We start from the raw sequence: 23,784 nt of genomic DNA on the forward strand, positions 1-23,784 counted from the left end.
AATTACGCAGCCGGGTTTGTGTCGCTGCCTCTTGGCCTAGTCTGTGGCGAGGGTAGGGGAGATCCGGTCAGCTAGCTGCTCAAAAAGTTTTTGCAGCAGGGCTGTCTTGGCTGCGTCATCGGTCACGCTGCCCTTCACGCTGATCTGGGTGCGCCCCTGACGTGCAGGGTGGGATTCCTCGCGTGGCAAGTCGGTCCATGAGGCGACAAGGGCCGCCTCTCCCTGCTGTGTCAGATCCATGCGCTCGATCGTGACGCTCAGTCGCGAGGCTGGTGTGTCCAGAGGCAGATAGCCTGTGATCATGCGGTGGGGATTGTCTTGCGACAGCCGCGCCACAATGAGGTCTGTCGCTGATTGCGACAGGCGGCTGGCCCATCGACTATTGCTGCTGCGTGTCAGGGCACTGCCATCGCGGGTAAGAATATCCTGAGTGTCGAGATAATCCGGCAACGACAGGCGCGGCACATAGGTGACTGGCGCATCCTGCTGAGATGCCGTGATCTCGGTCGCTGACGGAGCGAGAGTATAAAAGCGCACAGGGGCGGAGGCACAGGCTGAGAGCAGTCCCAGAGGTATTCCCAGAGCGAGCGCAGAAAAGAGCGGGCGCGTTCTCATTGGCGGCGTCCTGTCAGCAGAAGTTGCGGATTGCGTTCGATGTCATTGGCAAAACCGCGCATGGCCGCGGCGGCTGCGGCGATATCGCGCAAGCTGGCATCGAGATTGGCCCGATCGATCGAGCGTGATGACGTCATGCCTTGCAGGTTGACCATCGTCTTGTTGGCACTCGCCATGGTCTCGCGGCTGGTCAGCAGCAGCGAGCGGAGCTCTTCTCCGCGTGTCGAAAGCTGGTTCGTCCCGGTGATGGCGAGCTGATCGATGCTTTGCAACGTGTGCAGAAGCTGAGGCTGAAGCGCGGTGATCATCTCATGAGCAGCGTCGATGGCGGCACGGCTGTGATCCGACGTCTGTTGCAGACTATCTGCCAGCATGGGCAGTCGCTGATCGAGCGTCTCGGATAAATGGCGGACGACAGCCAGGGTCTCCGCGGCGTTGTCGCTGATCTGGCGCAAAGGCAGATGGGTGAGCGTATTCGTCATGGCCTGGATGGACGATTGTCGTGTCGGGATTTCCAGCCGGTCGGTCAGCGTCGGGTGAAGCATCGCGGGGGAGCCGGGGGACATATCGAGATCGATCTGTGAGGTCCCGGTGACGAAGCTCTTGAGATTGATTTCCCCACGAAGCCCATGCGCAACCAGTTCACCCAGTTCGGGGACGTGGCCATGCTTTTCGCCCGCAACGAGAATATCGTTCTGCCGCACTGTGACATAGACAGGGATATAGGCTTCCCGGTCTTTCGGGTCGTATTCGATGGCAATGCGATCGACCGCGCCAACCTGCACGCCACGAAAATTGACGGGTGCTCCGACAGACAGGCCGTTCGTCGAGCCACGAAAGATCAGGACGGCTTTTTCGGTCTGGGTGAAGGGATGAAAATTGCCAAAAAAGACGAAGGCACTCACCAGGAGCGCGAGCCCTCCCAGAACGAACGCACCGACAAGCGCCTGTCTGTTCATGATGCCTGTCCTTCTTCGTTGCGTTGTCTGTTCATAAAGGCGCGAACCTGTGGGTCGGTACTGTGATCGCGCAAAGCGCGGGGTGAGCCATGAGCGATGGGGCGTTTGGTGATGGCGTCGAGAAAGATACCGTCATCAGCGATTGAAAACAGGCTGGGAAGCTCATGGCTGACAATGACGATGGTTGCTCCCAGACCGTCGCGCAGGTTGAGGATCAAATCGTCCAGACGCGCTGACGTGATCGGATCGAGACCTGCTGAAGGCTCGTCGAAGAACAGGATGTCGGGGTCGAGGGCAAGGGCCCGCGCCAGTCCGGCACGTTTGCGCATCCCGCCGCTGATCTCCGAAGGCGTGAGATTGATTGCGTCACTCAGCCCGACAAGAGCGAGCTTGAGTTCCACCAGACGCTGAATCGCGCGGGCATCGAGCTTTGTGAACATCTGCAGCGGTAACGCGACATTCTCGCCGACAGTCATCGAGCTCCACAACGCGCCGCTCTGAAACAGCACGCCAAAGCGGTGATTGATCTCGGTACGCTCGGCATCTGTACCCGCCCAGTAATCGTCTCTGCCGACATGGAAGCTGCCCCGACTGGGGCGGAGCAACCCGATCATGCTCTTGAGCAATGTCGATTTGCCGCAGCCCGATCCACCCATGACGGCAAAGATGCTGCCGCGTTTTACCGAAAGAGAGATGTCGGACTGAATCACTTTGGGCCCGAAGGCCAGGGTCACGTCCGTCATGCTCATGATGGGACCGTCTGTCATGAGGTCAGATCCCGATACTATTGGCGATGATGGCGAAAATCGCGTCGAGCGCGATTACCCCGACGATGCCGATGACGACGGCGCGGGTGGCTGCAATGCCGACATCGGCGGCAGAACGGCCTGCCCTGAGGCCGATGCGACAACTCGTCAATCCGATGAAGGCTCCGAAAACAAGGCTCTTGATAAAGCCGAAAATGAACTGACTGATTCCGAAGGCAATGACGGTCTGGTGAAAATAGCCCAGGCTCGTGATGTCGAGCATCGAGATGGCGACGATATAGCCGCCCAGCATGCCGATTAGACACCCATACAGGTAGAGAAACGGCATGGTGATGACGAGGGAGAGGACAGCGGGCAGGATGAGGTAAGACGACACCGAAATGCCGAAAACCTTCAGGGCGTCGATCTCCTCATTGCCCTGCATGGTCGAGATGCGGGCTGCATAAGCGCCTCCCGTGCGACCGGCCATGATGATAGCCGTCATGACAGGAGCCATTTCCCGCACGGTCGCGATGCCGACAAGGCTCGCGACATAGATGCCAGCGGCGAATTTCTGAAGCTGGACAGCGCCGACGAAGGCAAGAATGGCGCCGATCAGAAAATTGACGACGCCGACAATGAGAAGGGCAGAAGGCCCGGCATTGAAAAGGTCAGAAAAGAGATCGCTGCTGCGAAGACCTCCCCTGCGAAAGATTGCCTGGTAGCAGGCACGCGCCGTGTGCCCGGCCAGCTCTGCGATGGTGCCGATCTCGGCGAGGGTGGCGATGGATTTAATGCCCACACGCTCGAGAAAAGAGTGGCGTGTTCCCTTCATAGGCGCAGTCGGCGCTTGCCTGTCCGGAAGCAGGTCGAGCAGCTGCTGCATCGGATGAGGGAGCGCATGCGCCTCGAATTCTCTGCCTTCGCGATCGCACCAGCGTCTGACATCCCAGAGAAACCCGATCAGCCCTGTGTCCCATCGTGTCACGTCAGCAGCGTTGCATGTCACGTTGTCGAAAGACCCGGCGTGAAGAAGGGCATCTCCGGAGAAAACAGGAAGCGCGGTATTCTGCCCAAGCCATACGCCTGTGAGGACCAGACAGGCCGTATTTCCCTCCGAGACCACCTCCCATTGGGGCGACGCGTCGATTTCCGCGCTGCCCGCCGAGGCTTTCGTCTCTGTCAGGACCACGGGGCGTTCCTTGGTTTTAATGCCATCATGACGCGGCATTCTGGTCGCAACGGCGCCCTGTTGCAAGGAGACGCGCTTTCACCTCTGTGCACAAAGCGGGTTTCGCCCGGCGGAGAGGACCACAAAGGAGGCTTCTTGCCTGCAGGCCGCTTGTCCAGAGCGAAGGTCACAACCGCTTCATGACGTCGTTACACGCTGGGCGTCAGCGACCATCCAGATAGAATTCGATTGGCACCGTCAGTGTCAGAGTGGCGCCGGCGATCGTGTCGGGTGGCTCGGGCAGGGGCTCGGCACGATGGATCAGCGCCAGCGTTTCATCGTCAAGCAGCGCGTATCCTGTTGGACGCACGAGCTTGGCGGAAAGCACATGGCCTTTGCGGTCCATGGTAAAGCGCAGCATCACCGTGCCCTCCTGATGATCGGCCTGGGCAGCGGACGGGTAACGCTTGAATCGCTCCAGTCGGGCAAGAAGTGTGCCCTGCCAGCTCGCCTTGGCTTCCGACGCTTCACGCGCCGAGGGAGCGCCCTTGGCGGAAGTTGCCGACACGGCTGATGGCGGCGCGTCCGACGGGGGCGGTGCCGTATTGGCTGTCGACTGTGTCGGCACGGGCGGTGGCGGATGCTTTTCCACGGGAGGCGTTGGCGCAACCTTGCGATGCACCGGCGTGATCTTGATTTTTTTCGGCACGGGGATCGGTGGCAATGCCGCCGGGGAGGGGGGCGCCATCACCTCGGGTGGTTTTTCCGGTGCGGGAAGTTCAGGGGGCGAAATCTGCGGGGGGCCGGGAGGCCGCTCCTGAGGGGAGGACGCGATGCTCGCAGGCTCTGGTGCCAGATCGATGGCAATGGCGGCAGGAGGAGGCGAGTAGGGAGGGGGCGAGCTCGCTGGCATTTTGGCCACCAGCCAAAGGCCACCAGCGGCGAGGAGCGCAATGAACGCGGACGACCATCCGCCCAGCCGCAGACGCCGCCTGGCCTCCAGCTGCAGATGCAGCTGATAGGCTTCTCTAAACGAGAGAGCTTCGCTTTGTAGCGTTGCTCCCTGAGCAGGAGGCCGGGCAGAAATGGCGGTGGAGCGGAGGTCTCTGGCGGTCACGGTGCGTCGCCCTCCTCCTGCCCCTGCAGATTGACCAGAGCGACCTTCAGAAAACCGGCTTTGCGCAGGAGATCCATGGTCTTCATCAACGTCTCGTAATCGACCGTCTTATCCGCACGGAGAAAGAGACGTTCGTCCTTGTGCCCGTTGGTCAGGGTCATCAGCCGTGCCGGAAGCGCGTCATTGCTGACATCGTCTTCGCCAAGCGCGAGAGAATGATCGGCTTTCACGGTGACAAAGATCGGATTGGCCGGGCGCGGTGCGGGCTTCTCGGTCGAAGAGGGCAGATCGACCGGCACGTTCACGGTGCTTAGCGGTGCCGTGACCATGAAGATGACCAGCAGAACGAGCATCACGTCGATGAGCGGCGTGACGTTCAGCTCGTGGGCGTCGAGTGCGGTTTCATCCGCATGGCGCATGCGTAGTGCCATGGTCAGCGTCCGGTCTGATCGGCGCGATGGGTGGCAAAACGCAGGACCTGACCGCTATTGCCCTGCACATGCAGGCGGCTCAGATCGCGTGAGACGAGGCGCAGGATCAGCGCGGTAAGATCACCGACCTGAGCCTTGCATCCAAGGCACTGACGGGACAGGTAATTATAGATGACGACGGCCGGAATGGCGGCGACGAGACCCAGGGCAGTCGCCAGAAGCGCTTCGGCAATACCGGGGGCAACGACGGCCAGACTCGTGGCTTTGGTTGCGGCGATCCCGGTGAAGGAGGTCATGATTCCCCAGACCGTGCCGAACAGACCGACGAAGGGAGACGTTGCTCCGATCGTGGCCAGAATGCCGGTGCCCCGCATCAGATGACGACCTTCGGCGGCTTCAAGCCGCTCGAGATGCAGCATGATGCGCTCTTTGAGACCCTCCCGGTCTTCAAGAATTTCGGCAGAGCGTGTCCACTCATTAGAGGCCGCCAGCAACAATGCCTTGACGATACCGATATCCGGGCAGAGCTCATGTGCAGCCGAGAGAGAGGGTGCGTCTTCGAGCGTGAGCTCCGTTTTGGCCAGAGCGCGTTTCACGCGCTGCATCTCCACAACCTTGGCGATGAAGAGAACCCAGCTGATGACGCAGGCGATGATCAGAATCATCATCACAAAGCGCACGACGGGACCGGCGCCGAGGAACATTTCCCAAGGCGTAAAGGGAAGGGAGGCGAGATCGCCAGCCGGCGTGGCCATGGGGCTCTCCTGTTTCGCAATAAGGCGAGGCTAAGGCGGCCGTTTTGAGGGCGCCTGGTTCTTTGTTACGGGGTGTAACGACACGATCAGAGTGTGTTAATCAGATTCATTCTCAATTACAAGAAAACGATTCCTGAGGAGAACGCCGATGCTGGTCCACATTCCCAACGTTCTGACGCCCGAGGAGCTGCGCTACTGTCGGGAGACGCTCGAAAGGGCGGCGTGGCTCGATGGCAAGGTGACCGCCGGGCAGCAGTCGGCCAAGGCCAAAAACAACCTTCAGGTTCCGCAGGACTCGGAGACGTCACGAGAGCTCGGTGAAATTGTCCTGCGCGCGCTGGGCAGAAACCCTGTCTTTAACAGTGCAGCCCTGCCGCTTCGGGTCTTCCCCCCGCTGTTCAACAGATATGACGTCGGAATGGGGTTTGGCGCGCATGTCGATAATGCGATCCGTCCCATTCCCGAAAGCGGCTTTCGGATCAGGACCGATGTGTCTTCAACACTCTTCATCACGGGTCCTGACGAATATGATGGCGGTGAGCTGGTCATTCAGGACACTTATGGCGAGCAGAGAGTGAAGCTGCCCGCAGGCGATATGGTAGTCTATCCGTCCACCAGCCTTCATCGCGTAAGCGACGTGACGCGCGGCAGTCGCTGGGCCTCGTTTTTCTGGACCCAGTCGATGGTGCGTGACGACACCAGACGCGCCCTGCTCTATGATTTCGATCTCTCGATCATAGAGACACGCAAATCCCTGCCGGACGACCATCCGGGCGTGTTGGGTCTGACGTCGACCTACCACAACCTGCTTCGTCAATGGGCCGAGCTCTGATCGAGATGGACCTAATGGATTAGGTGCTGGCCCCGGGGAGGGGGTTGCCTGTAGATCGTGGCGTTGAGTTCAGGATTACAGGGTGCGCGCCATGTCTGCTTCTTCGCCACGCACGCGTTTGCGGTTCGGTCTGCTGGCCTTGCCCTTCGGCGCCGTCTTGCTGCCGATGCCATTTCTTTATGGACTGTCGTTCCGCCTTCTAGGGGTGCCTGTCGCGCTGGTGTGGCTTTTTCTTTGCCTTCCGCTCACGACACTCTGTCTGGCTTGGTCCTCTGCGCCTCTCGGTCGCGGGCACACGCAATGAGGCTCGGTGGTTTTCTGTTCATTCTCGTGCTGGCGCTGGGCCTTTCGTTTATCCCGGTTAAAAGCGGCGCATCGCAGGATCCCAAAGCGTTTTTTGCCGCACGGGGGCAGTTCGGCGCGCTCCTGTTTTTCCTGCTTGCTGCGGGAGAAACCTATTCGATCGGGTCCGTGCTTGGGTTTCCCGGAGGCATCGCGGCCACCGGGTCCATCGATGTCGCACTCTGGTTCATCGGCTATATCCTGCTGGCCTTCCCCATTGGGATGCTGCTCTATCCCCGCTTATGGCAGGTGGGCCAGAAATACGGTGCGATTACGCTCCCTGACCTGCTCGGCGGGTATTTCGAGAGCCGACTAGTCGCCTCCCTGACCGGCTGCCTGCTGGTTGTCCTGATGCTGCCTCTGGGGACGATGCAGTTCATGGGGTTGAGCGCTGTTTTCTCCCAACTGGCTCTGCCCTTGCCGACATGCGTTCTCTCCGCCTGCGCAGCAGTTCTGGCCTTTTTGTTTGTTGCCAGCGCAGGGCTGCGCGGTGCGGCCTGGGCAGCGGCTCTAAAGGATATTTCGGTTCTTGGAGCCATTTTATGTGTCGCGCTTGTCGCGTTGACGCAGTGGTCGCACGGCTCAGCGGTTCCGCTCGCAGACGTATTGCACGGGGCGAGTACGACTCCGGGCGCATCCTGTGTCATGATTTTGAGCACGATTATCGTGCAGGCCTTGGGGTTTTGTATTGCGCCACAAACTGCGGCGGCAATTTTCTCGGCACGAAGCTCCGAGACGATCAGGCGCGCCCAGATCTGGATGCCGCTCTATATGGTTCTGTTTCCTCTTCTTTTTGTCGTCGCAGCCTATGGGCTTACCCATCATGCGTGATGACACGGCCTGACGGGGTGTTCCTCTCTGTTGCCTCGGCGCTTTTACCGGACTGGTTGACGGGATTGGTGGCGGGGGCCGTTGCCCTGACAGCGCTTGTCTGGCTCGGCGCTGTCTGTCTCAGCCTTGCGGCGATTGTGACCCGCACGATCGTGCCGCATGTTCGGCCCGAGGCCCAAAAGCGCATGGGTCTGTTCGTCATCGCCTTCTATCTCGGGCTGTCCGTTCTGACCTCTGCCGGACACAGCACCCTGATCGTCACCCTGAACCGGCTTTTCTACGTCGGTTTGGTCCAGCTCTTACCGGCCGTCTTTCTCTGCGTGTCGGGATATCGCGTGTCCCCGGTGCGTCTGCTGGCCGCGCTGGCAGGCGGTCTGGTCTCGGGGATCGGGTTGTTCATTTCCGGTGCGGTGCTCGGGGGGCTCAGTCCCGCTTTGCCGGGTCTTTTGGTCAATCTGCTGATCCTGCTGCAGGGAGGGAGACCTTCACCCTCAGGGCAAGGTCCCAAACGGCGCAACGACGTTTGATCCCTGCCTGAGCAGCGGGGGGTAAGTAAACCGGGCATCATTTTTGTGCCCCGAAGAGACGTTGCCCCCCGAAAAGATGACGCAATGAGAAAAGTGTTCACGTTCCTTGCCGCAAGAGAGTCAGAGCGTGGACCGTGGGCAGGATAAGGGGGCTCTGCCAGACGCTGTCATGATCCGCAAAGGGTGATCGTGACGCTGTAACATCACTTCGGGTGTTATTTCCTGCGGAGCGACGGTTTTGGTCTCTTTCGGTGAGACAATCACCAATGGATAACGTCCTGTTATAAAGAGATATTCAGGTTTTTCGTCTTCACGTAAGCGGAAAATTCTGGTGGAAAACTGCTCAAAAATAACAAAAACAGTCACATAATAACTCTCATTAGTGTGATTATGTGAAATTGATGTGTGATGGTTAAGACGGTTCGGCACATAAGGGTGCTTTCCCGGCACTGAGTATTGGGGCCCATCATGGATCATTCTTCCCAGCACAGAGCGCAATCCGACCACAGCGCTTCTTTCCAGTCCTTCGCAGCGCGGCCCAAGCTGGACCGTATTTTCAACGACCCGGATGGCGTGATCGAAGACGGTGCGCGCGGTGCGCTTCTTGCGCATCCGGACATCATTGCCAGAACGTCCAATCCGCGGGTCGTCAAGCGCGCCCAGACTACAGGGCGTCGTAAAGTGGGTGTGATAACCGGGGGCGGTTCAGGACATGAGCCAGCCTTCCTTGGATATGTCGGCAAGGGTCTGCTCGACTCAGTCGCGATTGGCGAAATCTTCTCGTCGCCGACCGCCGTCAGCTTTCTCGATGCGATGCGTGAGGCCGACAAGGGTGCGGGCGTGGCGTGCCTTTTCGGCAATTATGCCGGTGATACGATGAATGTCCGCATGGCTGTCCGGGACGCCCAGCAGGCGGGGATCAAGGTCGAGACAGTCGTTGCGACCGATGATGTGGCCTCGGCTCCCGCCAGCGAAGCGGATCGCCGTCGCGGCGTTGCTGGCGAGATCCTGATGTGGAAAGCGGCAGGTGCGCGCGCTGAGGAAGGGGGCGCGCTCGACGAGGTGATCGCTGTCGCCCGCAAGGCCATTGCCAATACGCGCTCCATAGGTGTGGGTCTCACGCCATGCACCATCGTTGCCAATGGTCATCCGAACTTCGCCATTGAGCTTGGCAAGATGGAGGTCGGCATCGGCCATCACGGCGAACCGGGTGTTTCGGTGCAGGAGCTCGGTCGCTCACGCGACATCGCGAAGCTGATGCTGGACTATGTCCTGCCAGACCTGCCTTTCACTAAGGGCGACCGCGTGACGGTACTGCTCTCGGGTCTCGGCGCGACGCCGGTCATCGAGCTTTACGTGCTTTACGCCGACGTTGCCGACATCCTGAGAGACAAGGGCATCGAAGTCGCTCATCGCTTCGTCGGTAATCTCTTCACCTCGCTGGAGATGAAGGGGGCGACGCTGACGTTGATGAAGACCGATGACGAACTCGACCGCCTTATGGGCGCACCCGCTGAATCGATCGGTCTGGTGCGCGTGGGGGCCGAGGCGCAGGGCGTATCAGCCGTCGAAGCGCCTGAAGTCAGAGCCGAGCCCGTTGAAGAACGGAGCGAGACGAGTGCTGGCGAGAGATACGTTCCCAAAAAAGGCGTGCCCGTTTCCGAGACGACGCCGGTCGTCCCGGCGCTGGTCGACGCGATCGTCAAGGCACGTGACTGGCTGAGCGAGATCGACGGCAGGATCGGTGATGGGGATCACGGGATCAACATGGCCAAGGGTTTCGCTCGATGCGGCGAGGCTCTCGGCGCCACGCCACCGGTCATGGAAAAGGGACTCGCCATGCTGTCTGACTCCCTGATGGCCGGGATCGGCGGCTCGATGGGCCCGCTTTACGGTCGCTTCTTCGAGGGCATGGCCGCCCCATTACAGGGCGTCGCATTCCTCGATGGCAAGCTTTTCGGCCAGATGCTCGATGGGGCTCTTGCCGGGATCAACAGTCTCGGTAACGCCCGTGTCGGCGACAAGACGCTCATCGATACCCTGCAGCCAGCTGTGGAGGCGTTTCATCAGGCCTTGAAGGACGGAAAGTCGTTCGACCAGGCGCTGGCGGCGATGTCGGAGGCCGCAGAGCGCGGTCGCGATTCAACAGTGGATTTGGTTGCCCGTATCGGCCGTGCCAGCCGTCTGGGTGAGCGCTCGCGTGGCGTGCTCGATGCCGGAGCGACGTCCTGCTGCCTGATTTTACAGACCCTTGCAAAAGAGCTTGAGGCCCCGGCGCGCAAGCACAGCGCCTGATCAGCCTCATTTCTGGAAAGACAAGACCATGAATAAAATCGTCACACCCGATATGGGCGCTCTGCAACAGGAAGCAGCGAGCGTGACCTTGCCGAGCCGCATGCAGGCCGTTGTTGCCTACGAGCCCGGAGATTATCGCTGGGAAGAGGTGGATGTCCCTCGCGCTGGCCCCGATGACATCATTATCGAAGTCGAGGCCGTTGGCATCTGCGCCGGTGACATCAAGTGCTTCCTCGGGGCGCCGTCCTTCTGGGGCGATAAGGAGCAGCCCCGCTACGTGAAGCCGCCGATGATCCCGGGTCATGAATTTGTCGGTCGCGCTGTCGAGATCGGAGAGAACTTGCGCAGCCAGTACACGCTCGGTGACCGGCTGATTAGCGAGCAGATCGTTCCCTGCGATGAGTGTCGCTATTGCAAGGGTGGTCAGTATTGGATGTGCGAGCGGCACGATCTTTATGGCTTCCAGAACAACACCAACGGCGCCATGGCAAAATACATGCGCTTCCCCAAAACATCGCGCACTCATCGTGTTCCCGAGAATATGCCGCTCGACGCTGCGGCTTTGATCGAGCCCTATGCCTGTTCCGTTCACGCAGTGAACCGCGCCAATATCCAGTTGGATGATGTTGTCGTTTTAGCTGGTGCTGGCACGCTGGGTCTCGGCATGGTAGGCGCGGCGCGTCTAAAAAACCCGAGCACGCTGATCGTGCTCGACACCAAGCAGGATCGTCTCGATCTGGCTCGAAAATTCGGGGCGGATCTCGTGATGAACCCGCTTGAGGAGGATGTTGTCGCCAAGGTGAAAGAGCTGACAGGCGGCTATGGATGCGATGTCTATATCGAGGCAACGGGGCACCCGTCGAGCGTGCGTCAGGGTTTGCATATGATCCGCAAGCTCGGTCGTTTTGTCGAGTTCAGTGTGTTCGGTGATGAAGTGACCTGTGACTGGTCCATCATTTCAGACCGGAAAGAGCTGGATGTCCTCGGCTCGCATCTCGGCCCGTATTGTTATCCCTTTACCATCGCGGCGATTGCCGATGGCCGTCTGCCGGTCGAGGGCGTGGTGACCCATACTTTGCCTTTGAGTCAGTGGAAGGAAGGGTTCGACCTGATGAAGAAGGGCGACAAATCGATCAAGACGGTTCTGATTCCGTAAGATTGCGTACGCTTCAGTGTCGAAAGGCGGCTTTGAAAAGGTCGCCTTTCTTTGTCAGATCGCGTCTTCGAGACGAGGTCTCGCCACGTCTTTGAGCCGGATGTCTTACTCGCGTCATCCGCCGGAAATCTGGTCATTAGGGTCGAGTACGGTGCATCCGCTGCGCCGCTGTCTCTCGCGGCGTTCTGGGGAAATGATTGTTCAATCGTAACAGACAAAGCGTTACAAGAAGATCGATCTCTGGAAAAGGCAACAAACCGGTGTCATAGCCCCGGCCTGTCATGGACCGAGGAGGCAGACCGATGACAGGAAGTGTCCGTGGTGTTCTGACAATGGCACCGGTTTTTTTCTTGATGGTGTTTGTCTCGGCCTGCCGTCCTGCCCTTGCCGGTACAGGCAAGGTTCTGCCGGTTCTCTCCGCCTTGCGCGATAAAGGTGTTACGCTCCACCTGCAGAACACGAACGAGATGCAGGCTATGCTTTCTGATCCCGACCCATCTCTGAAAAAGGGCGTCGGCAATGTTGGGATTGTCACTTATGGCGCGGACATAGACTGGGAGCGTCTGGCGGGAATGTCAGGCGTCACAACCCATATCGTTCTCGCCAGCGGTTATGGTGCCACGACAAGCCGCAAATTCGGCGATCATCTGACGCCGAGCCAGGCGACCTATGGCGGTGTCGGCAATGTCGTCATTCATCTTGTCTCGGCCTATATCGAGCGATCCCTTTTCTATGACCGCGTTAATGCAGCGGTCGGGCGTATGACGTTTCTATCCGACTTCTCTGCGAACCCGCTTTACTGCAACTTCATGAGTGCAGCGTTCTGCGGTAATCCTCGGGCGGCGAGCGATAACACGGCTCATGCAGCGTTTCCGACGGCGACATGGGGCGCGCGGTTCAAAGTCGAGATCGCCGAGGCGCTCAAGCTCCAGTCCGGCGTCTATCTCACACAGGCAGGAACCCAGTATGCGCTGTCGCAGATGCGCAGCGGCTTCAAATTCAATGGCGCGACGATCGATGGGGCCGCCATACCGCTCGAACTCGCCTGGGAGCCGCGGGCAGGGAGAGGGGGCACCCTGCCGGGGCATTATAAAATCGGGTTCGTTTATGACACAGCGCCCCATACCAGCTTGTTCGAGGATCATGACGGTGAGATCCTTGGGGTGACCGATGCGCCAGCCCGCGTCGTCAACGGCTCATGGGCAACATGGATACTGGCTGACCAGCAGGTGATCCGTTTCCCGGGGCGTGGCCCCGATGCCGGGGTGACGGTGCTTGTCAGTGCCTACTGGAACAACCCACGCACGGCGCTTCGCGCGACCCAGTATTCATTCGGCGTGATGGTCCAGGGGCTTTTCCGGCAACGCCCTCGGGACAGGTTCGCAGTCAATCTGGCTTACACACGTATCGCTCATCATGTGACGCGAGCACAGCGTCATCATGCAAGGCTGCACAGGGGCGGGAGTGGCCTGCCCCCGATCGTGCAGGAAGACGGACTGATTCTCGAAATCCTCTATCAGATTCATGTGATGCACGGCATGACGCTGGCCCCGGACCTGCAATATTATGTCAATCCCAACGCGCAAAAATCGTTGCCCGATCAGCTCATGCTCGGCGTCAAAACCCAGATCGAGTTCATCTGATCCTGTCGCAGTCTCCGTATTTTCAGGCGGAACACAGACGCGGTGCGTGTCATAAAAGGCACAGTTTCGGTCCGAGTTAAGAAAGATTTTAAGAATCGTTTGCATCTGAGCGTAACATGACGGTAACACCGCCGGCGAAGACAATCTTGGTGCATGCCATGTAATTCTTTGTCTCTATCTTCATGATTTGGAGAGGAGGTGGAATGATTACAAAACATTTCCGAGTTATAGTTGAATTGTTTTCGGATTTGAAACCAGAACAGTGGTGAAATCTATGCCAGAAGATTACGGATCTCGTCTCGTGCCTCAATCTCGTCATGAAGAAACAGGGTCTTCATCTCGTGATACATCGAGAAAGCAGAAACGGCTTCTTCTTCTGGCCTTGACCGCGGGTGTTGGCCTAGGCAGCGCAGAAGAGGCTGAGGCTCAGGAAGCGGCCTCAACCGAGACAAAGGCCTCTGAGAGCAGCTCGATGCAGTTGCCTGCCGTGAAGGTGCATGGCGCAACGCCCACCAACACGATGAACACCAATACGACGTCGCTCGATATCGGTCGTATGCCTGCTACGGTGCGTGAAACTCCGCAGACGGTCAGCGTCGTGCCGAAAAAGCTGATCGAGGAGCAGCGTGTGTTCACGCTCGATCAGGCGCTCTCCAACGTGCCGGGGATCACCATGTCTGCCGGTGAGGGGAATGGTGGCATGAGCGGTGACCAGTTTCGTATTCGTGGCCAGCAGGCCCGTGGCGATATTTACGAAGACGGTCTGCGCGACTTTGGCAATTACACGCGCGACGTGTTCAACGTCGAAAGCGTCGAGGTCGTCAAAGGCCCCTCGGGTCAGTATTTCGGTGCGGGCAATGTGGGTGGTGTGATCAATCAGACTCTTAAAAAAGCCCATCTCGGCAAGTCTTTTGACGCCGATCAGTCAGTCGGCAGCGGGATGCTTTACCGTGGGACGGCTGACGCAAACTATGAGATCAACTCCCATACCGCGCTGCGTGTGAACGGTATGTATAACAAGCAAATGATGGCCGATCGCAATAACGTCCGCACCGATCGCTACGGCGCAGCTGCAGATCTTGGTGTTGGTCTTGGCACCAAAAATGTCTGGCATCTGAATTATCAGTGGTTGGGCAGCCGTGGTCGCCCCGATTATGGTGTGCCGATGATCCAGATCGGGGGTATTTCCCGTCCGATCACTGAATACGGTCTTCCCCGCGACACAAACTATTCGCGCAACTTCGATCGTGACCGTGGAAATGTCCACATGGTGACGTCCAAGTTCTCGTCAGAGATCGCCAAATGGCTGACCTTGTCGAACGATACGCGCTACTCACATTATACGCGTGATTTCGCTGCGACGAACCCGGCCGGCTGCACCGGCGCCTGTGCAACCGCGTTCTTGGCCGGGAAAAACCCGCCTCTGACTTATGGCGCCGGCGGTGGCATGGCCTATGAGCAGGCTGGCTGGGGCGTTCAGAACGTCACCATGGGCCATTCCCGATTCAAGACAGGCTTCCTGCGTCACGATGTCCGCGCCGGTGTGGATATCAATTACACCAAAGACAATCGCGCCTACGGTACCTACGTCAACCGGAGCAACAACCAGTCGATCCGGACGCCGCAATTCGAGTACCCGGGCACCGACATCACCTATCCGACCTCAGGCAACCGCACGTCCGATTTCCGGGACGTAGGACTGTTCCTCGCGGACAAGATCAATCTGACGAAGCAACTCTCCGTTTACGGCACGGTACGCTGGGATAGCTATCATTCGACTTATTGGAGCGCATTGACACCGGCACAGGGCGTTCAGAAGCAGGACACGAACAAGTTCAGTCCCTCTGCCAGCATCATGTATGAGCCGTTCGAAAATACGACGTTCTACTTCACCTATGCGCAGTCCTATAAGCCTGTCGGTACGGATGTGTCCTCTCAGACTGCGAGCAATGCGTCGATTGGCGACGTGCCGCTCAACGGACGCGATCTCAAGCCGCAGCGCAGTGATCTGTATGAGCTTGGGGGCAAGGCTGACTTCCTGAACAAGAAACTCGGTGTTACGGCAGCGATCTTCCAGATCGAGCAGAATAACTCTTTCACCGTGGACGATTTCGGACAGATCATCACAGGCTTCCAAGATGCCGGTTCGGGCCGACGGACGCGCGGTCTTGAGGTGAGTGCGACCGGCAAGATCACTAATGAATGGGAGATCTATGGATCCTACGCCTATATGGGCGGCAAGGTGACGCATAGCGCCAATTATGGAGGTAACAAGGCACCTCAGCTGCCGCATAACAGCCTGTCAGTCTGGAGCACCTATAATCTTTCGCGTCTGATCCTGAAGCCCAGCCAAGGCAAGCTGCAAGCCGGTGGTGGTGTGCAGTATTCGTCCGGTTACTGGACGAATGAAGCCAATACAGCGCGTATGCCGGACAATGTCTCTTTGAACATGATGGCATCCTATGACTATGATCGCTACCATGTGCAGTTTAATGCCAATAATCTGACCAATAATCTGAACTACGCGTCTGCGTTCTCCGGATCGCGCGCTGTGCCGCTCTCGGGCCGTACCTTCATGGGAACGATCGGGTTGCGCTTCTAAGATCCGATTTAAAGAGGCGGAGGAGAGCCTGAACTTTCCTTTGCCTCAAAAGGGTACCTTGATACGCCCTTTAGTCCAGCCGGCACATTCGCAGGGTCTGGCCTTGGGCGTATTTTTTTGAGGCTCTTGCCGATCAATGTCACCTCCTTCCTCGCTTCCTGCCTTGGATGAGCGTCTTCAAGCCGAGCTGTATCTTGCACAGTGGCATCTAGATCGCGGTGCATTGCGGGAAGCCTACGCTCTTTTTCTAAAGGCAGCCCAGTCGCAGCATCCTGTTGCGCTCAATATGCTGGGGCGTGCTTATGAGCGAGGTTGGGGCGTCGTGCGAGATGTCACCCTTGCGCGGAACCTGTTCGAAGCAGCTTCAGAAGGCGGGGAGGGCTGGGCCTTTTATAATCTCGCCGATCTCTATCTGACTGGTGACGGCGTCGTCCGTGACAGAGTCCAAGCTCATGCTCTTTATGTCGAGGCGGCACGACGGGGTATCGGCAAGGCGTTCAATATGCTTGGCCTGCTCAGCGAAGAGGGATTTGGCTCTCTTCTACCCAGCCAAAACGACGCCCGCGCCTATTTCGAAGCGGGGAGTGCTTGCGGTGACAAGGCTGCGAAGGTCAATCTTGAGAGAATGAGAGTGCGAGCGCTGCTCTGAGCAACAGTGCAGCGCTCAGTTGACCGAAGCTTCCTTGCGTTCGCCCATGGCGAAGGCTTTCAGGATCGATTCAGCCAAAAGCTTGGCCGCCTTAGGTGTCAGTCTGAGATGGGCTGTCGGCGCGATAACGATTTCGTTGCCGTGAGGTCGTTCTGCAGCGAGGGTGACTGTGATGATGCCGCCAACATGCCCGTAGACCGGGACATTATCTGCGAAAATAATTGGAGCAGATTCGGCGTTAAGTGAAGCGATACCTTGCGCGATCTGGTGCAGGATCTTGTCTGAATTGTTGTCTGCCATTTGCAGAATGCCTTTGGATAGTGAGGTAGATGCTGCCGGATCACAATGAGAATGTCACAATGAGAAGCGGCTCACAAGTTTCGTGCATGAATGGCGGATGTGAACGAACATCCTTGGCCCTGCGCGGTAGTCCATACGTGACCTGTTCGGCATTCGACAAGGCCGAGTTTGTTGGATATCTTTAATGTTATGTTAACGAATGATGTCAAGCATGCTTTTTGCACGGTAGGAAGTCGGCATTTTACCCTGGATCGAGCAAGCCTTTCCTGCCCCCCTGCTAGATCATCTGATCAAGTCCGGTCGCGACCGGAGAGCGCGTGTCGCCCGTCTTCAGAATGGAAGATTTCTCTGCAAGAATGTTCTCCAGAGTGAGATCTGCCCGGATTTTTCCGCTCGGTGTGCGAATCACATAGCCCCGCCGGATGACATAATAAGTAAATTCTGTGATCCCGTAACGTTTCATTGTTTCGAACAGAATGGGCCTGATCGCAGTTGCATCGTTCGCGGAGTCGTGTTCGACAATCAGGCAGGGTGCATTTCGTTCGGGAAGGAGAGGCGGCACGACCACACATAATGCGCCGTTGCAAGCCTGACCAAGTGAAAGGCTGATGTCGTTCGTATAATATGTGCTTCCATTGAAAGAGAATTTCTCACTCATCCGGCCCACATGAAAGAGATCTCCTTCGTACTCGAAACCGAAATCCTGCGTGCGGAGATAACGTATCCCGTTGCGTTCGATGAAGGACTGTGCGGTACGATTTTCATCGTTCAAGTAGCCCACGCCCACGCTAGGGCTGGAAATCCAGATCTCACCGATCAGGCCTTGTGACAGGAAGCGCTGTGTTTCAGGATCCACGATATGGATTTTCTGATCTTCGTGGGGTGCGCCGCAGCTGGCGAGAAAAATGGCCGCGTCGTTTTCGGGCTGCCGGGCGCATTCTGCGCGACCGCGACTCAGGGCGGTGCGATCGAAGGCAACCAGCCGGACACCCTCTCCTTTGAGCCCTGACGTCACGAGCAGGGCATTCTCTGCTAGACCATAACAAGGAAAGAACGCGGTTTTGCAAAAGCCTTGCGCCTCAAACTTGCTGTGGAAGTGTTCCAGCGTGTTGGGGCTGATGCTCTCGGACCCATTGAACGCGATGGTCCAACGCGAGAAATCCCAGTGCGGAGAGATTTCATGCGGGGGGAGGCGCGCGCAATAGCGGTAAGCAAAATCGGGGCCGCCGGAAATGGTCGCGCCGTAACGACTGATGGCTTCAAGCCAGCGTGATGGCTTTTCGATAAATTTGTCAGGGGCCATAAAATAGAACGGATTTCCTGCTGCGAGCGCGGGAAGAACGGCACCGACAAGACCCATGTCGTGCGTAAAGGGAAGCCAACTCAATCCAGTGTCATCATCCTGATATTGGAAGGAAATCAGCTGCGCATGGATATTGTGGCAGATATTGCGATGAGTGAGACAGACGCCTTTGGGATTTTCCGTCGAGCCCGATGTGTACTGGATCAATGCCAGATGCTCTGAACCTGTTTCCACTGGGTCTATCGAGCGCGCTGATTTCAGGGCGCTTTCGAGGGGGATCCATTTCAATGCCGAGGGGCTTTCCGCCTCCTGGTGGAACAGGTGAAGCGTCGCCTTGAGCCCGAGAACGGCGTCTGCGTTGCTGTCACGCAGAATGAAGGCAAAGCGCTCTGCCGCGCCGATGGCGCTGGGGTAAAGTCCCGAAATCGGCGTGAGACCTGCATATAGGCAGGAAAAAAAACCAACAATGTAGTCAATCCCGTTCTCGAAGAGCAGGAGAACCCTCGATTGGGGTGAGAGAGTGCGCGCGAGATGTGCTGATGCTCTTGAAGCCTGACGATGGAGCTCCGCAGCACTCAAGGTCTGAGTGACGGTTTCGCCATCTCCGAGAAAGAGGAAGATGGGGCTCTCACCTTTGGTCAGGTGCCGAAACCGAACCAGATCGACAAGGGTGCGCTCTTTCCACGCGTGAGGACCGACAAGTGCCTGCTCGTCATCGTACATTCTGAAGGACCTGCAAAAGTTAGTCGAGCGACAAGGGAGCCGCCGCCCCGCTCTCGCTTGTGCGCTTAGAGCTCAGCTGGTGATGGAGATCATCGCAATAGGCAATAACATGCTCGGCCATGATGAGGCGTGTGCATTCGAAGTGTCTCGGCGTGTTCTCGTGACGGGGACAGAAGAGCAGGTTGCCGTGCTCGAAAGGGGTGCGCACGTCATGCCAGCAACTATTGCAGACATGGGGATTGAACACGCGATAAGGCGTGTTGAACTCGTTGATGGGGTGCGTGAAGCCGCTGATCATCACAACGGGCGTTCCTGCGGCCCAGGCCAGCCAAGAGAGACCGCTCGATAATCCCACGAAAAAAGCCGCGTGCCGTAGCCAGTATGCACGCTCTGCGAGCGGACGATCTCCTGTCTCGTCTCGCGTCCCGTGCGGAATATGGTTCCAGTGATTGCGGTGCCCGCTCACAGAGGCTTTGTCGATGCAAACGACCTCGTAGCCCAGTGATTTCAGGTGGCTGATGACACGAGACCAGCCATGGGGATTATTCCATATCTTGCATTGGCTCGAAGCTTGGGTCGCAATCACCACGTAAGGGTTTTCGATCGGTCGACGCGGCTCTGGCCAGGAGGCAATGCGAGGGGGTTTTTCCTCCGGATCTACCCCCAAAATGTGTGCGGCAGTTCGATGGAGGCCGACCAGGCGGAAATCGGAGGGCTGCCAGTCGTGATTCTCATCATGAAAATAAAGACCGATATGATACGTCGCATAGGTCCGGTGCTTGATTTCCTCGTATTCCGCAAAGCTGCAGCATTTAATGCCGGGGTATTGTCCGACGAAGAGCTTGCAGGCCTCCGGATTCATAGCAACTGTCAGCCGACAACGGTGTTTCTTCTGGAATTGCACAGCGTACGAAAACCAGCCGATCGCGTCTCCCAGGGTCTCACCCGGGAGTAGAATGGCGACCTCGCGATCTTCGCAATTAAAATCATGGGTGAAGACTGTCTCTCCGGTCTCCAAAGATCGAACTTCAATACGGGTTCGAATGAAATACTTCTTCGAGCCGATCACCATGCAATTTCCAGCATCCGAACTGTAAAGGCAGACAGTGCGGTCGAGATCAGTGAAGGTAACATGCCATCTACCTTCAGGCAGGCTTACTCGCGCCCCATGATTGAAGTCGAAAGCGATGCCATCGACTGTAGTTCTTTGGGTTGCAACGCCACAAGGCTCGGGAAATGCGCTGGTATCTGATGGTGGCTTGGTATTTTTAGGTCGAGGACTTGCCTTGGACGCGGTGGCTTCTCTCTTTTCCTCCATGCTTTTGGGCGAAGCGATGTCGCTTTCGGAGCCAGTCTTCGTTGTTCCCGAATAGTTCAATATCGAGTCGATGATCGCATTTACATCGCTCATACTATGCTTGCCTCTGAAGATCGTCGATTAGCTGATCGATTACCTGCTCTACATGAGAGGACGTAATCATCTTGGTGCACTCGAAGTCACGTTCGGTATTTGCATGTCGAGGGCACCACATATAATTGGTGCGTTCGAATTCAATTGTCACGTCGTTAGAACAGCTATTGCAGACATTGCGGTTGATCACACGGTACGGCGTGGCAAACTCATTATAGGGCTCGGTAAAGCCGCTAATCATGACGACAGGACAATTTGCAGCCCAAGCTAACCAGGATAGGCCACTTGAGAGGCCAATGAAAAACGAGGCATGTTTCAGCCACCGAGCTCGCTCACTTAGCGGGATCGTGCCGGTCAGATCTTCTACACCGTGCGGGATGTGATGCCAGATCGTCCCGCTTCCACCGACACGGTCACGATCAATGCAAATGACCCGGTAGCCTTTCTTTTTAAGAAAAGGAATGATGCTGGCCCAACCCGTGGGGTTGTTCCAGTATTTGTTGTGACCTGTCGCCTGAGTGGCAAGGCATACATAGTCTTCAGATATCGGCCGACCGCCTTCGGCAATTCTAATTTCTGGTTGGCGATTGACGGCGCTCAGCCCTAAAATATAAGCCCCGGAGACGCCCAATCCTACCTGTCTGTAATCAGTCGGTTGATAATCGCGGGCAAAATCGTTGAAAAATATGAGAACCTTGTAGCGTGCGTAGAACGACTTCTCCAGAAGGCCTGTATCGTCACTGACGGTCAGGTTCGGAACGTTCGTGTCGAAGAGTTCAGCGAGGCCCTGACGAACAACGCAGGTGAGTCTGCAGCCATGCTGTGTGGCAAATCTCTCCACGTGCCCCATCCAGGCAATATGGTCACCGATGCCGCCCAGATGCATGTCGATCAAAACGTCTCGATCCTGTAAATTCAGATCGTGCTCAAATACAATCCGATCAGAATGCCGGACCGTGATCGAAAAAGGGACGAAGTACTTTTTCGTGCTGGCGACTGTACCGCCCTTGCTCTCGCCTGCGTAAAGGAGGGTCTGGGTTAGACGGTCCCGAATCTCCAGATGCCAGTCTCCTTGAGGCAGGCTGACGCGGCAACCATCCTGAAAATCATATCTGATCCCATCGGGTCCGGTCTGGCTCGGCGTGCTATCCATGGGCTCCTGCTCTGCAAATGTCCTGAGGGCAGGCCATCAGCCTGACTGCGCGAGAATATCGCCATAGACCCGAACTACGGCTTGATAGGTCGCGTTGATTGAATATTGCTTGGCTGTCTTCTCTGCTTCGTCCAGCATTCTGTCAATCCTAGGCTCTCCACGGCTCAAGCCATCAATCAGATACGCAATAGAATCGACGATTTCTTCGCATTGTTCGGGGGAAAACCAGTGTCCGTTAAGGTCAGTTGCGTAATCCTTTCCTCCGGTTCCTCTGAGTCCGACGAGGGCGCAGCGCGAAGCCATGGCCTCCAGAGGCGTCAAAGGAAAAGCCTCCTGTCGTGACAGAGCCACAAAAATGGGTGCCATCCCCATGACGTCAGCAACATCACGTTGGGACATATTTGTCAGCGCTATCCAGGGGACTTCAGCGGTGTGAGGGTATTTGAGATGCAGCATCGTTTTAAGTAGTTGCGCCATGGCAGAATTCGTTCCTTCTGCTGGCCACTTTGCCGGGTTGGTAGCGATGCAAAGCCGTTTTTGTCTTGGGTAGAAGAGACCTGAATCGACGGAGTTGGGAATGATATGCACGTTACCTACCCCGAGCATCGACGTGAGCGATCGCGCCGTTTCCCGACCCGGCACGATGAAATGACTGAATCCGAGCTCAGCCAGGGTCTGTCCGCTCAATCCATAACTGTAGAGATAGAACTGATTCTGACAGAAGATGATTTTGGTGGCCGGAGTGGGGATTCGGACATAGTCCAGCATCCCTTCACTCAAGGTTTCCGGGAATACGACGAGCGCAGCATCCTCTGGCGAAAACCGATCACTCACAGTGATGCGGCTTGAAACATCCAGCCACGTCGGCCGACCGGCCGGTTGATATACCAAAACCTCGTAGCCTTGCTTTGCGAGGATGCCAGCATGTTGATATGTCACTTTGATGCCGCCAGAGACGACATCTGGGCCGAAGGGATTGAAAAATATGATTTTTTTCAACGCATCATCACCTTTTAAAGCGCAGGTTTCATCTTTGCAGCCCTCATCTGAAACAGCAATGAGTGCGCAAGAACATGAGGGTGTGTGCCAAGCGAGCTTTTTTCTCGTCTCTCTTTGCGAATAAATAGAACTTGACCAAATAGGGTGTGCACACAAGGTGATGTGGTGCGGAAATTTTCACTATGATATAAAGAATAAATATTTACTCGTTAATATTTTTTTCTGAAAGTAATTTATTCGATTTTCATCATTGGATCAGGTGAGTCCAATTGGCTGTGTATTCGTGCATGGACTTTTATCTTTGTAAAAAGGACAGCGTAGACACGGAAAAGACAATCGTTTCTGAAGTGCTTATTTAAGATAGGTTGATAAAATATCGTCAAAATTAATGATATTGTAGTTAATGTGCTTTATGCCAAAGATTTGATGGGTTTTTACAAACAATTTAACATTGTCTTGAGTAGGTGGTTGTGTCTAAAATGTTAGCATAAAGACAACATGGACCCGAGTGGCCCGGTAGGGTGCTGAGAAAGTTCGTCTCAGTAGTTCGCGCGGAGCCAGAGTCGTCTTCACTTAATGCTCTAAGGCCGATGAGATCAGCATCGTATCGCGCCGAACTTTCTTGGGAATTCACGCATGGGTATTACATCCAACACCGGGACCGCAGGCGCTAAGATCACCAAAAACGGCTCGAAATATAGCGTTCTGAGTGGGGCGACTCTCACAGTCGAAGGCGCCGGAACCACTGTAACCGGGGCTCTTGTCTCTGGTTTCGGGAGGGGAAGCGAAAACCAGCCTGGGGCTGTTCCTGGCGTATCCGGCGGTACGGATCACCCGGCCCTCGTGTTGCTATCGGCTGGTGGCGTCGCGTCGGGAGCGACGGTTGGCTTCGGTGGCGTCGTGATGGCCGTCAACAAGGGATCGGCTGTTGGTGGATCGGCGTTTAATAGTGGCTCGTTCGCTGCTGCAAACGGCGGCATTGTGGACGGCGCGACGATTGGCTCTGGTGGTGGCGTGTTGGCTCCATGGTCTCCGGTTATGACGGCGGAGCTGGCGTCGTTACGAATACCCATGTTCAAACTGGTGGTTACGGTTTGGCCGGAGGTGGTTTCACCATCAAAGGGCAGAAATTCGAGGGATCGGGCGTTATCTCCAACGGTCGGTTCGACGTGGGTTCCACGGAAATCCTCGATTCTGCAGGAACTGACATAGGAAGTACCATAG

The 23,784-nt window shown here is 56.8% G+C and carries 22 protein-coding genes; 10 read left to right on the forward strand and 12 right to left on the reverse strand.

Translation table 11 applies throughout. The annotated features are described in order from the left end of the window. Positions 1-36: 36 nt before the first annotated feature. From JCM15831_RS07230 to exbB, 7 genes are all read right to left on the reverse strand, one after another. Positions 37-615: a PqiC family protein gene (locus tag JCM15831_RS07230; RefSeq protein ID WP_025823772.1), complete on the reverse strand. Its 579-nt coding sequence runs from the start codon at positions 613-615 to the stop codon at positions 37-39. Further along, a complete protein-coding gene (locus JCM15831_RS07235) occupies positions 612-1,574 on the reverse strand; it encodes an MlaD family protein (RefSeq protein ID WP_025823773.1) in 963 nt (320 codons plus the stop codon). Before JCM15831_RS07235 ends, JCM15831_RS07230 begins: the two co-directional genes overlap by 4 nt. Further along, entirely contained in the window at positions 1,571-2,341 is a 771-nt protein-coding gene (locus tag JCM15831_RS07240; protein ID WP_025823775.1) for an ABC transporter ATP-binding protein, read from the reverse strand. Before JCM15831_RS07240 ends, JCM15831_RS07235 begins: the two co-directional genes overlap by 4 nt. 4 nt (positions 2,342-2,345) lie before the next feature. Beyond that, positions 2,346-3,512 (reverse strand): MlaE family ABC transporter permease, encoded by a 1,167-nt coding sequence (locus tag JCM15831_RS07245; RefSeq protein WP_232228044.1) that lies wholly within the window; start codon positions 3,510-3,512, stop codon positions 2,346-2,348. Between the two features lie 202 nt (positions 3,513-3,714). Beyond that, positions 3,715-4,608: an energy transducer TonB gene (locus tag JCM15831_RS07250; RefSeq protein ID WP_025823777.1), complete on the reverse strand. Its 894-nt coding sequence runs from the start codon at positions 4,606-4,608 to the stop codon at positions 3,715-3,717. Next, positions 4,605-5,039: a TonB system transport protein ExbD gene (gene exbD / locus JCM15831_RS07255; protein WP_025823778.1), complete on the reverse strand. Its 435-nt coding sequence runs from the start codon at positions 5,037-5,039 to the stop codon at positions 4,605-4,607. The genes JCM15831_RS07250 and exbD overlap by 4 nt, the downstream gene beginning before the upstream one ends. Before the next feature lie 2 nt (positions 5,040-5,041). Next, positions 5,042-5,794 carry a tonB-system energizer ExbB gene (gene exbB / locus JCM15831_RS07260; RefSeq protein WP_025823779.1) on the reverse strand — a complete coding sequence of 251 codons (753 nt, stop codon included), beginning with the start codon at positions 5,792-5,794 and terminating at the stop codon, positions 5,042-5,044. Positions 5,795-5,942: 148 nt separating this feature from the next. Here exbB and JCM15831_RS07265 point away from each other — a divergent pair, with 148 nt between their 5' ends. From JCM15831_RS07265 to JCM15831_RS07305, 9 genes are all read left to right on the forward strand, one after another. Then, positions 5,943-6,626 carry a Fe2+-dependent dioxygenase gene (locus JCM15831_RS07265; protein ID WP_025823780.1) on the forward strand — a complete coding sequence of 228 codons (684 nt, stop codon included), beginning with the start codon at positions 5,943-5,945 and terminating at the stop codon, positions 6,624-6,626. Between the two features lie 91 nt (positions 6,627-6,717). Further along, complete coding sequence (locus JCM15831_RS07270; RefSeq protein WP_025823781.1) at positions 6,718-6,930, forward strand: hypothetical protein; 213 nt, start codon at positions 6,718-6,720, stop codon at positions 6,928-6,930. Continuing rightward, entirely contained in the window at positions 6,927-7,799 is an 873-nt protein-coding gene (locus JCM15831_RS07275) for a sodium:solute symporter family transporter (protein ID WP_025823782.1), read from the forward strand. The genes JCM15831_RS07270 and JCM15831_RS07275 overlap by 4 nt, the downstream gene beginning before the upstream one ends. Further along, complete coding sequence (locus JCM15831_RS07280) at positions 7,799-8,326, forward strand: SLC5/6 family protein (RefSeq protein WP_025823783.1); 528 nt, start codon at positions 7,799-7,801, stop codon at positions 8,324-8,326. Before JCM15831_RS07275 ends, JCM15831_RS07280 begins: the two co-directional genes overlap by 1 nt. Positions 8,327-8,794: 468 nt before the next feature. Then, entirely contained in the window at positions 8,795-10,621 is a 1,827-nt protein-coding gene (dhaL, locus tag JCM15831_RS07285; RefSeq protein ID WP_084490599.1) for a dihydroxyacetone kinase subunit DhaL, read from the forward strand. Positions 10,622-10,649: 28 nt separating this feature from the next. Further along, positions 10,650-11,777: an MDR/zinc-dependent alcohol dehydrogenase-like family protein gene (locus tag JCM15831_RS07290; protein ID WP_025823785.1), complete on the forward strand. Its 1,128-nt coding sequence runs from the start codon at positions 10,650-10,652 to the stop codon at positions 11,775-11,777. A 302-nt stretch (positions 11,778-12,079) separates the two neighbouring features. Then, on the forward strand, positions 12,080-13,420 hold the full coding sequence (locus JCM15831_RS07295; RefSeq protein WP_025823786.1) for a carbohydrate porin: 1,341 nt from the start codon (positions 12,080-12,082) through the stop codon (positions 13,418-13,420). 301 nt (positions 13,421-13,721) lie between these two features. Then, entirely contained in the window at positions 13,722-16,022 is a 2,301-nt protein-coding gene (locus tag JCM15831_RS07300; protein WP_035774047.1) for a TonB-dependent receptor, read from the forward strand. A 136-nt stretch (positions 16,023-16,158) separates the two neighbouring features. After that, positions 16,159-16,671, forward strand: a complete 513-nt coding sequence (locus JCM15831_RS07305) for a tetratricopeptide repeat protein (RefSeq protein WP_084490601.1) — start codon at positions 16,159-16,161, stop codon at positions 16,669-16,671. Positions 16,672-16,686: 15 nt separating this feature from the next. Here the strand turns inward: JCM15831_RS07305 and JCM15831_RS07310 are convergent, their stop codons facing one another. From JCM15831_RS07310 to JCM15831_RS07330, 5 genes are all read right to left on the reverse strand, one after another. Next, complete coding sequence (locus JCM15831_RS07310) at positions 16,687-16,971, reverse strand: hypothetical protein (RefSeq protein ID WP_025823789.1); 285 nt, start codon at positions 16,969-16,971, stop codon at positions 16,687-16,689. A gap of 277 nt (positions 16,972-17,248) precedes the next feature. Beyond that, entirely contained in the window at positions 17,249-18,997 is a 1,749-nt protein-coding gene (locus tag JCM15831_RS07315; protein WP_025823790.1) for an AMP-binding protein, read from the reverse strand. A 19-nt stretch (positions 18,998-19,016) separates the two neighbouring features. Then, positions 19,017-20,408 carry an autotransporter strand-loop-strand O-heptosyltransferase gene (locus JCM15831_RS07320; protein ID WP_084490602.1) on the reverse strand — a complete coding sequence of 464 codons (1,392 nt, stop codon included), beginning with the start codon at positions 20,406-20,408 and terminating at the stop codon, positions 19,017-19,019. Between the two features lies 1 nt (position 20,409). Then, a complete protein-coding gene (locus tag JCM15831_RS07325) occupies positions 20,410-21,561 on the reverse strand; it encodes an autotransporter strand-loop-strand O-heptosyltransferase (RefSeq protein WP_025823792.1) in 1,152 nt (383 codons plus the stop codon). A gap of 36 nt (positions 21,562-21,597) precedes the next feature. After that, complete coding sequence (locus JCM15831_RS07330; RefSeq protein WP_025823793.1) at positions 21,598-22,560, reverse strand: glycosyltransferase family 4 protein; 963 nt, start codon at positions 22,558-22,560, stop codon at positions 21,598-21,600. Between the two features lie 636 nt (positions 22,561-23,196). Between JCM15831_RS07330 and JCM15831_RS21435 the strand changes: the two genes are divergently transcribed. Continuing rightward, positions 23,197-23,772 carry a hypothetical protein gene (locus JCM15831_RS21435; protein WP_156938784.1) on the forward strand — a complete coding sequence of 192 codons (576 nt, stop codon included), beginning with the start codon at positions 23,197-23,199 and terminating at the stop codon, positions 23,770-23,772. Positions 23,773-23,784: the final 12 nt, after the last annotated feature.

The sequence above is a fragment of the Asaia astilbis JCM 15831 genome (assembly GCF_000613845.1).
In the GTDB taxonomy this organism is placed as follows: domain Bacteria; phylum Pseudomonadota; class Alphaproteobacteria; order Acetobacterales; family Acetobacteraceae; genus Asaia; species Asaia astilbis.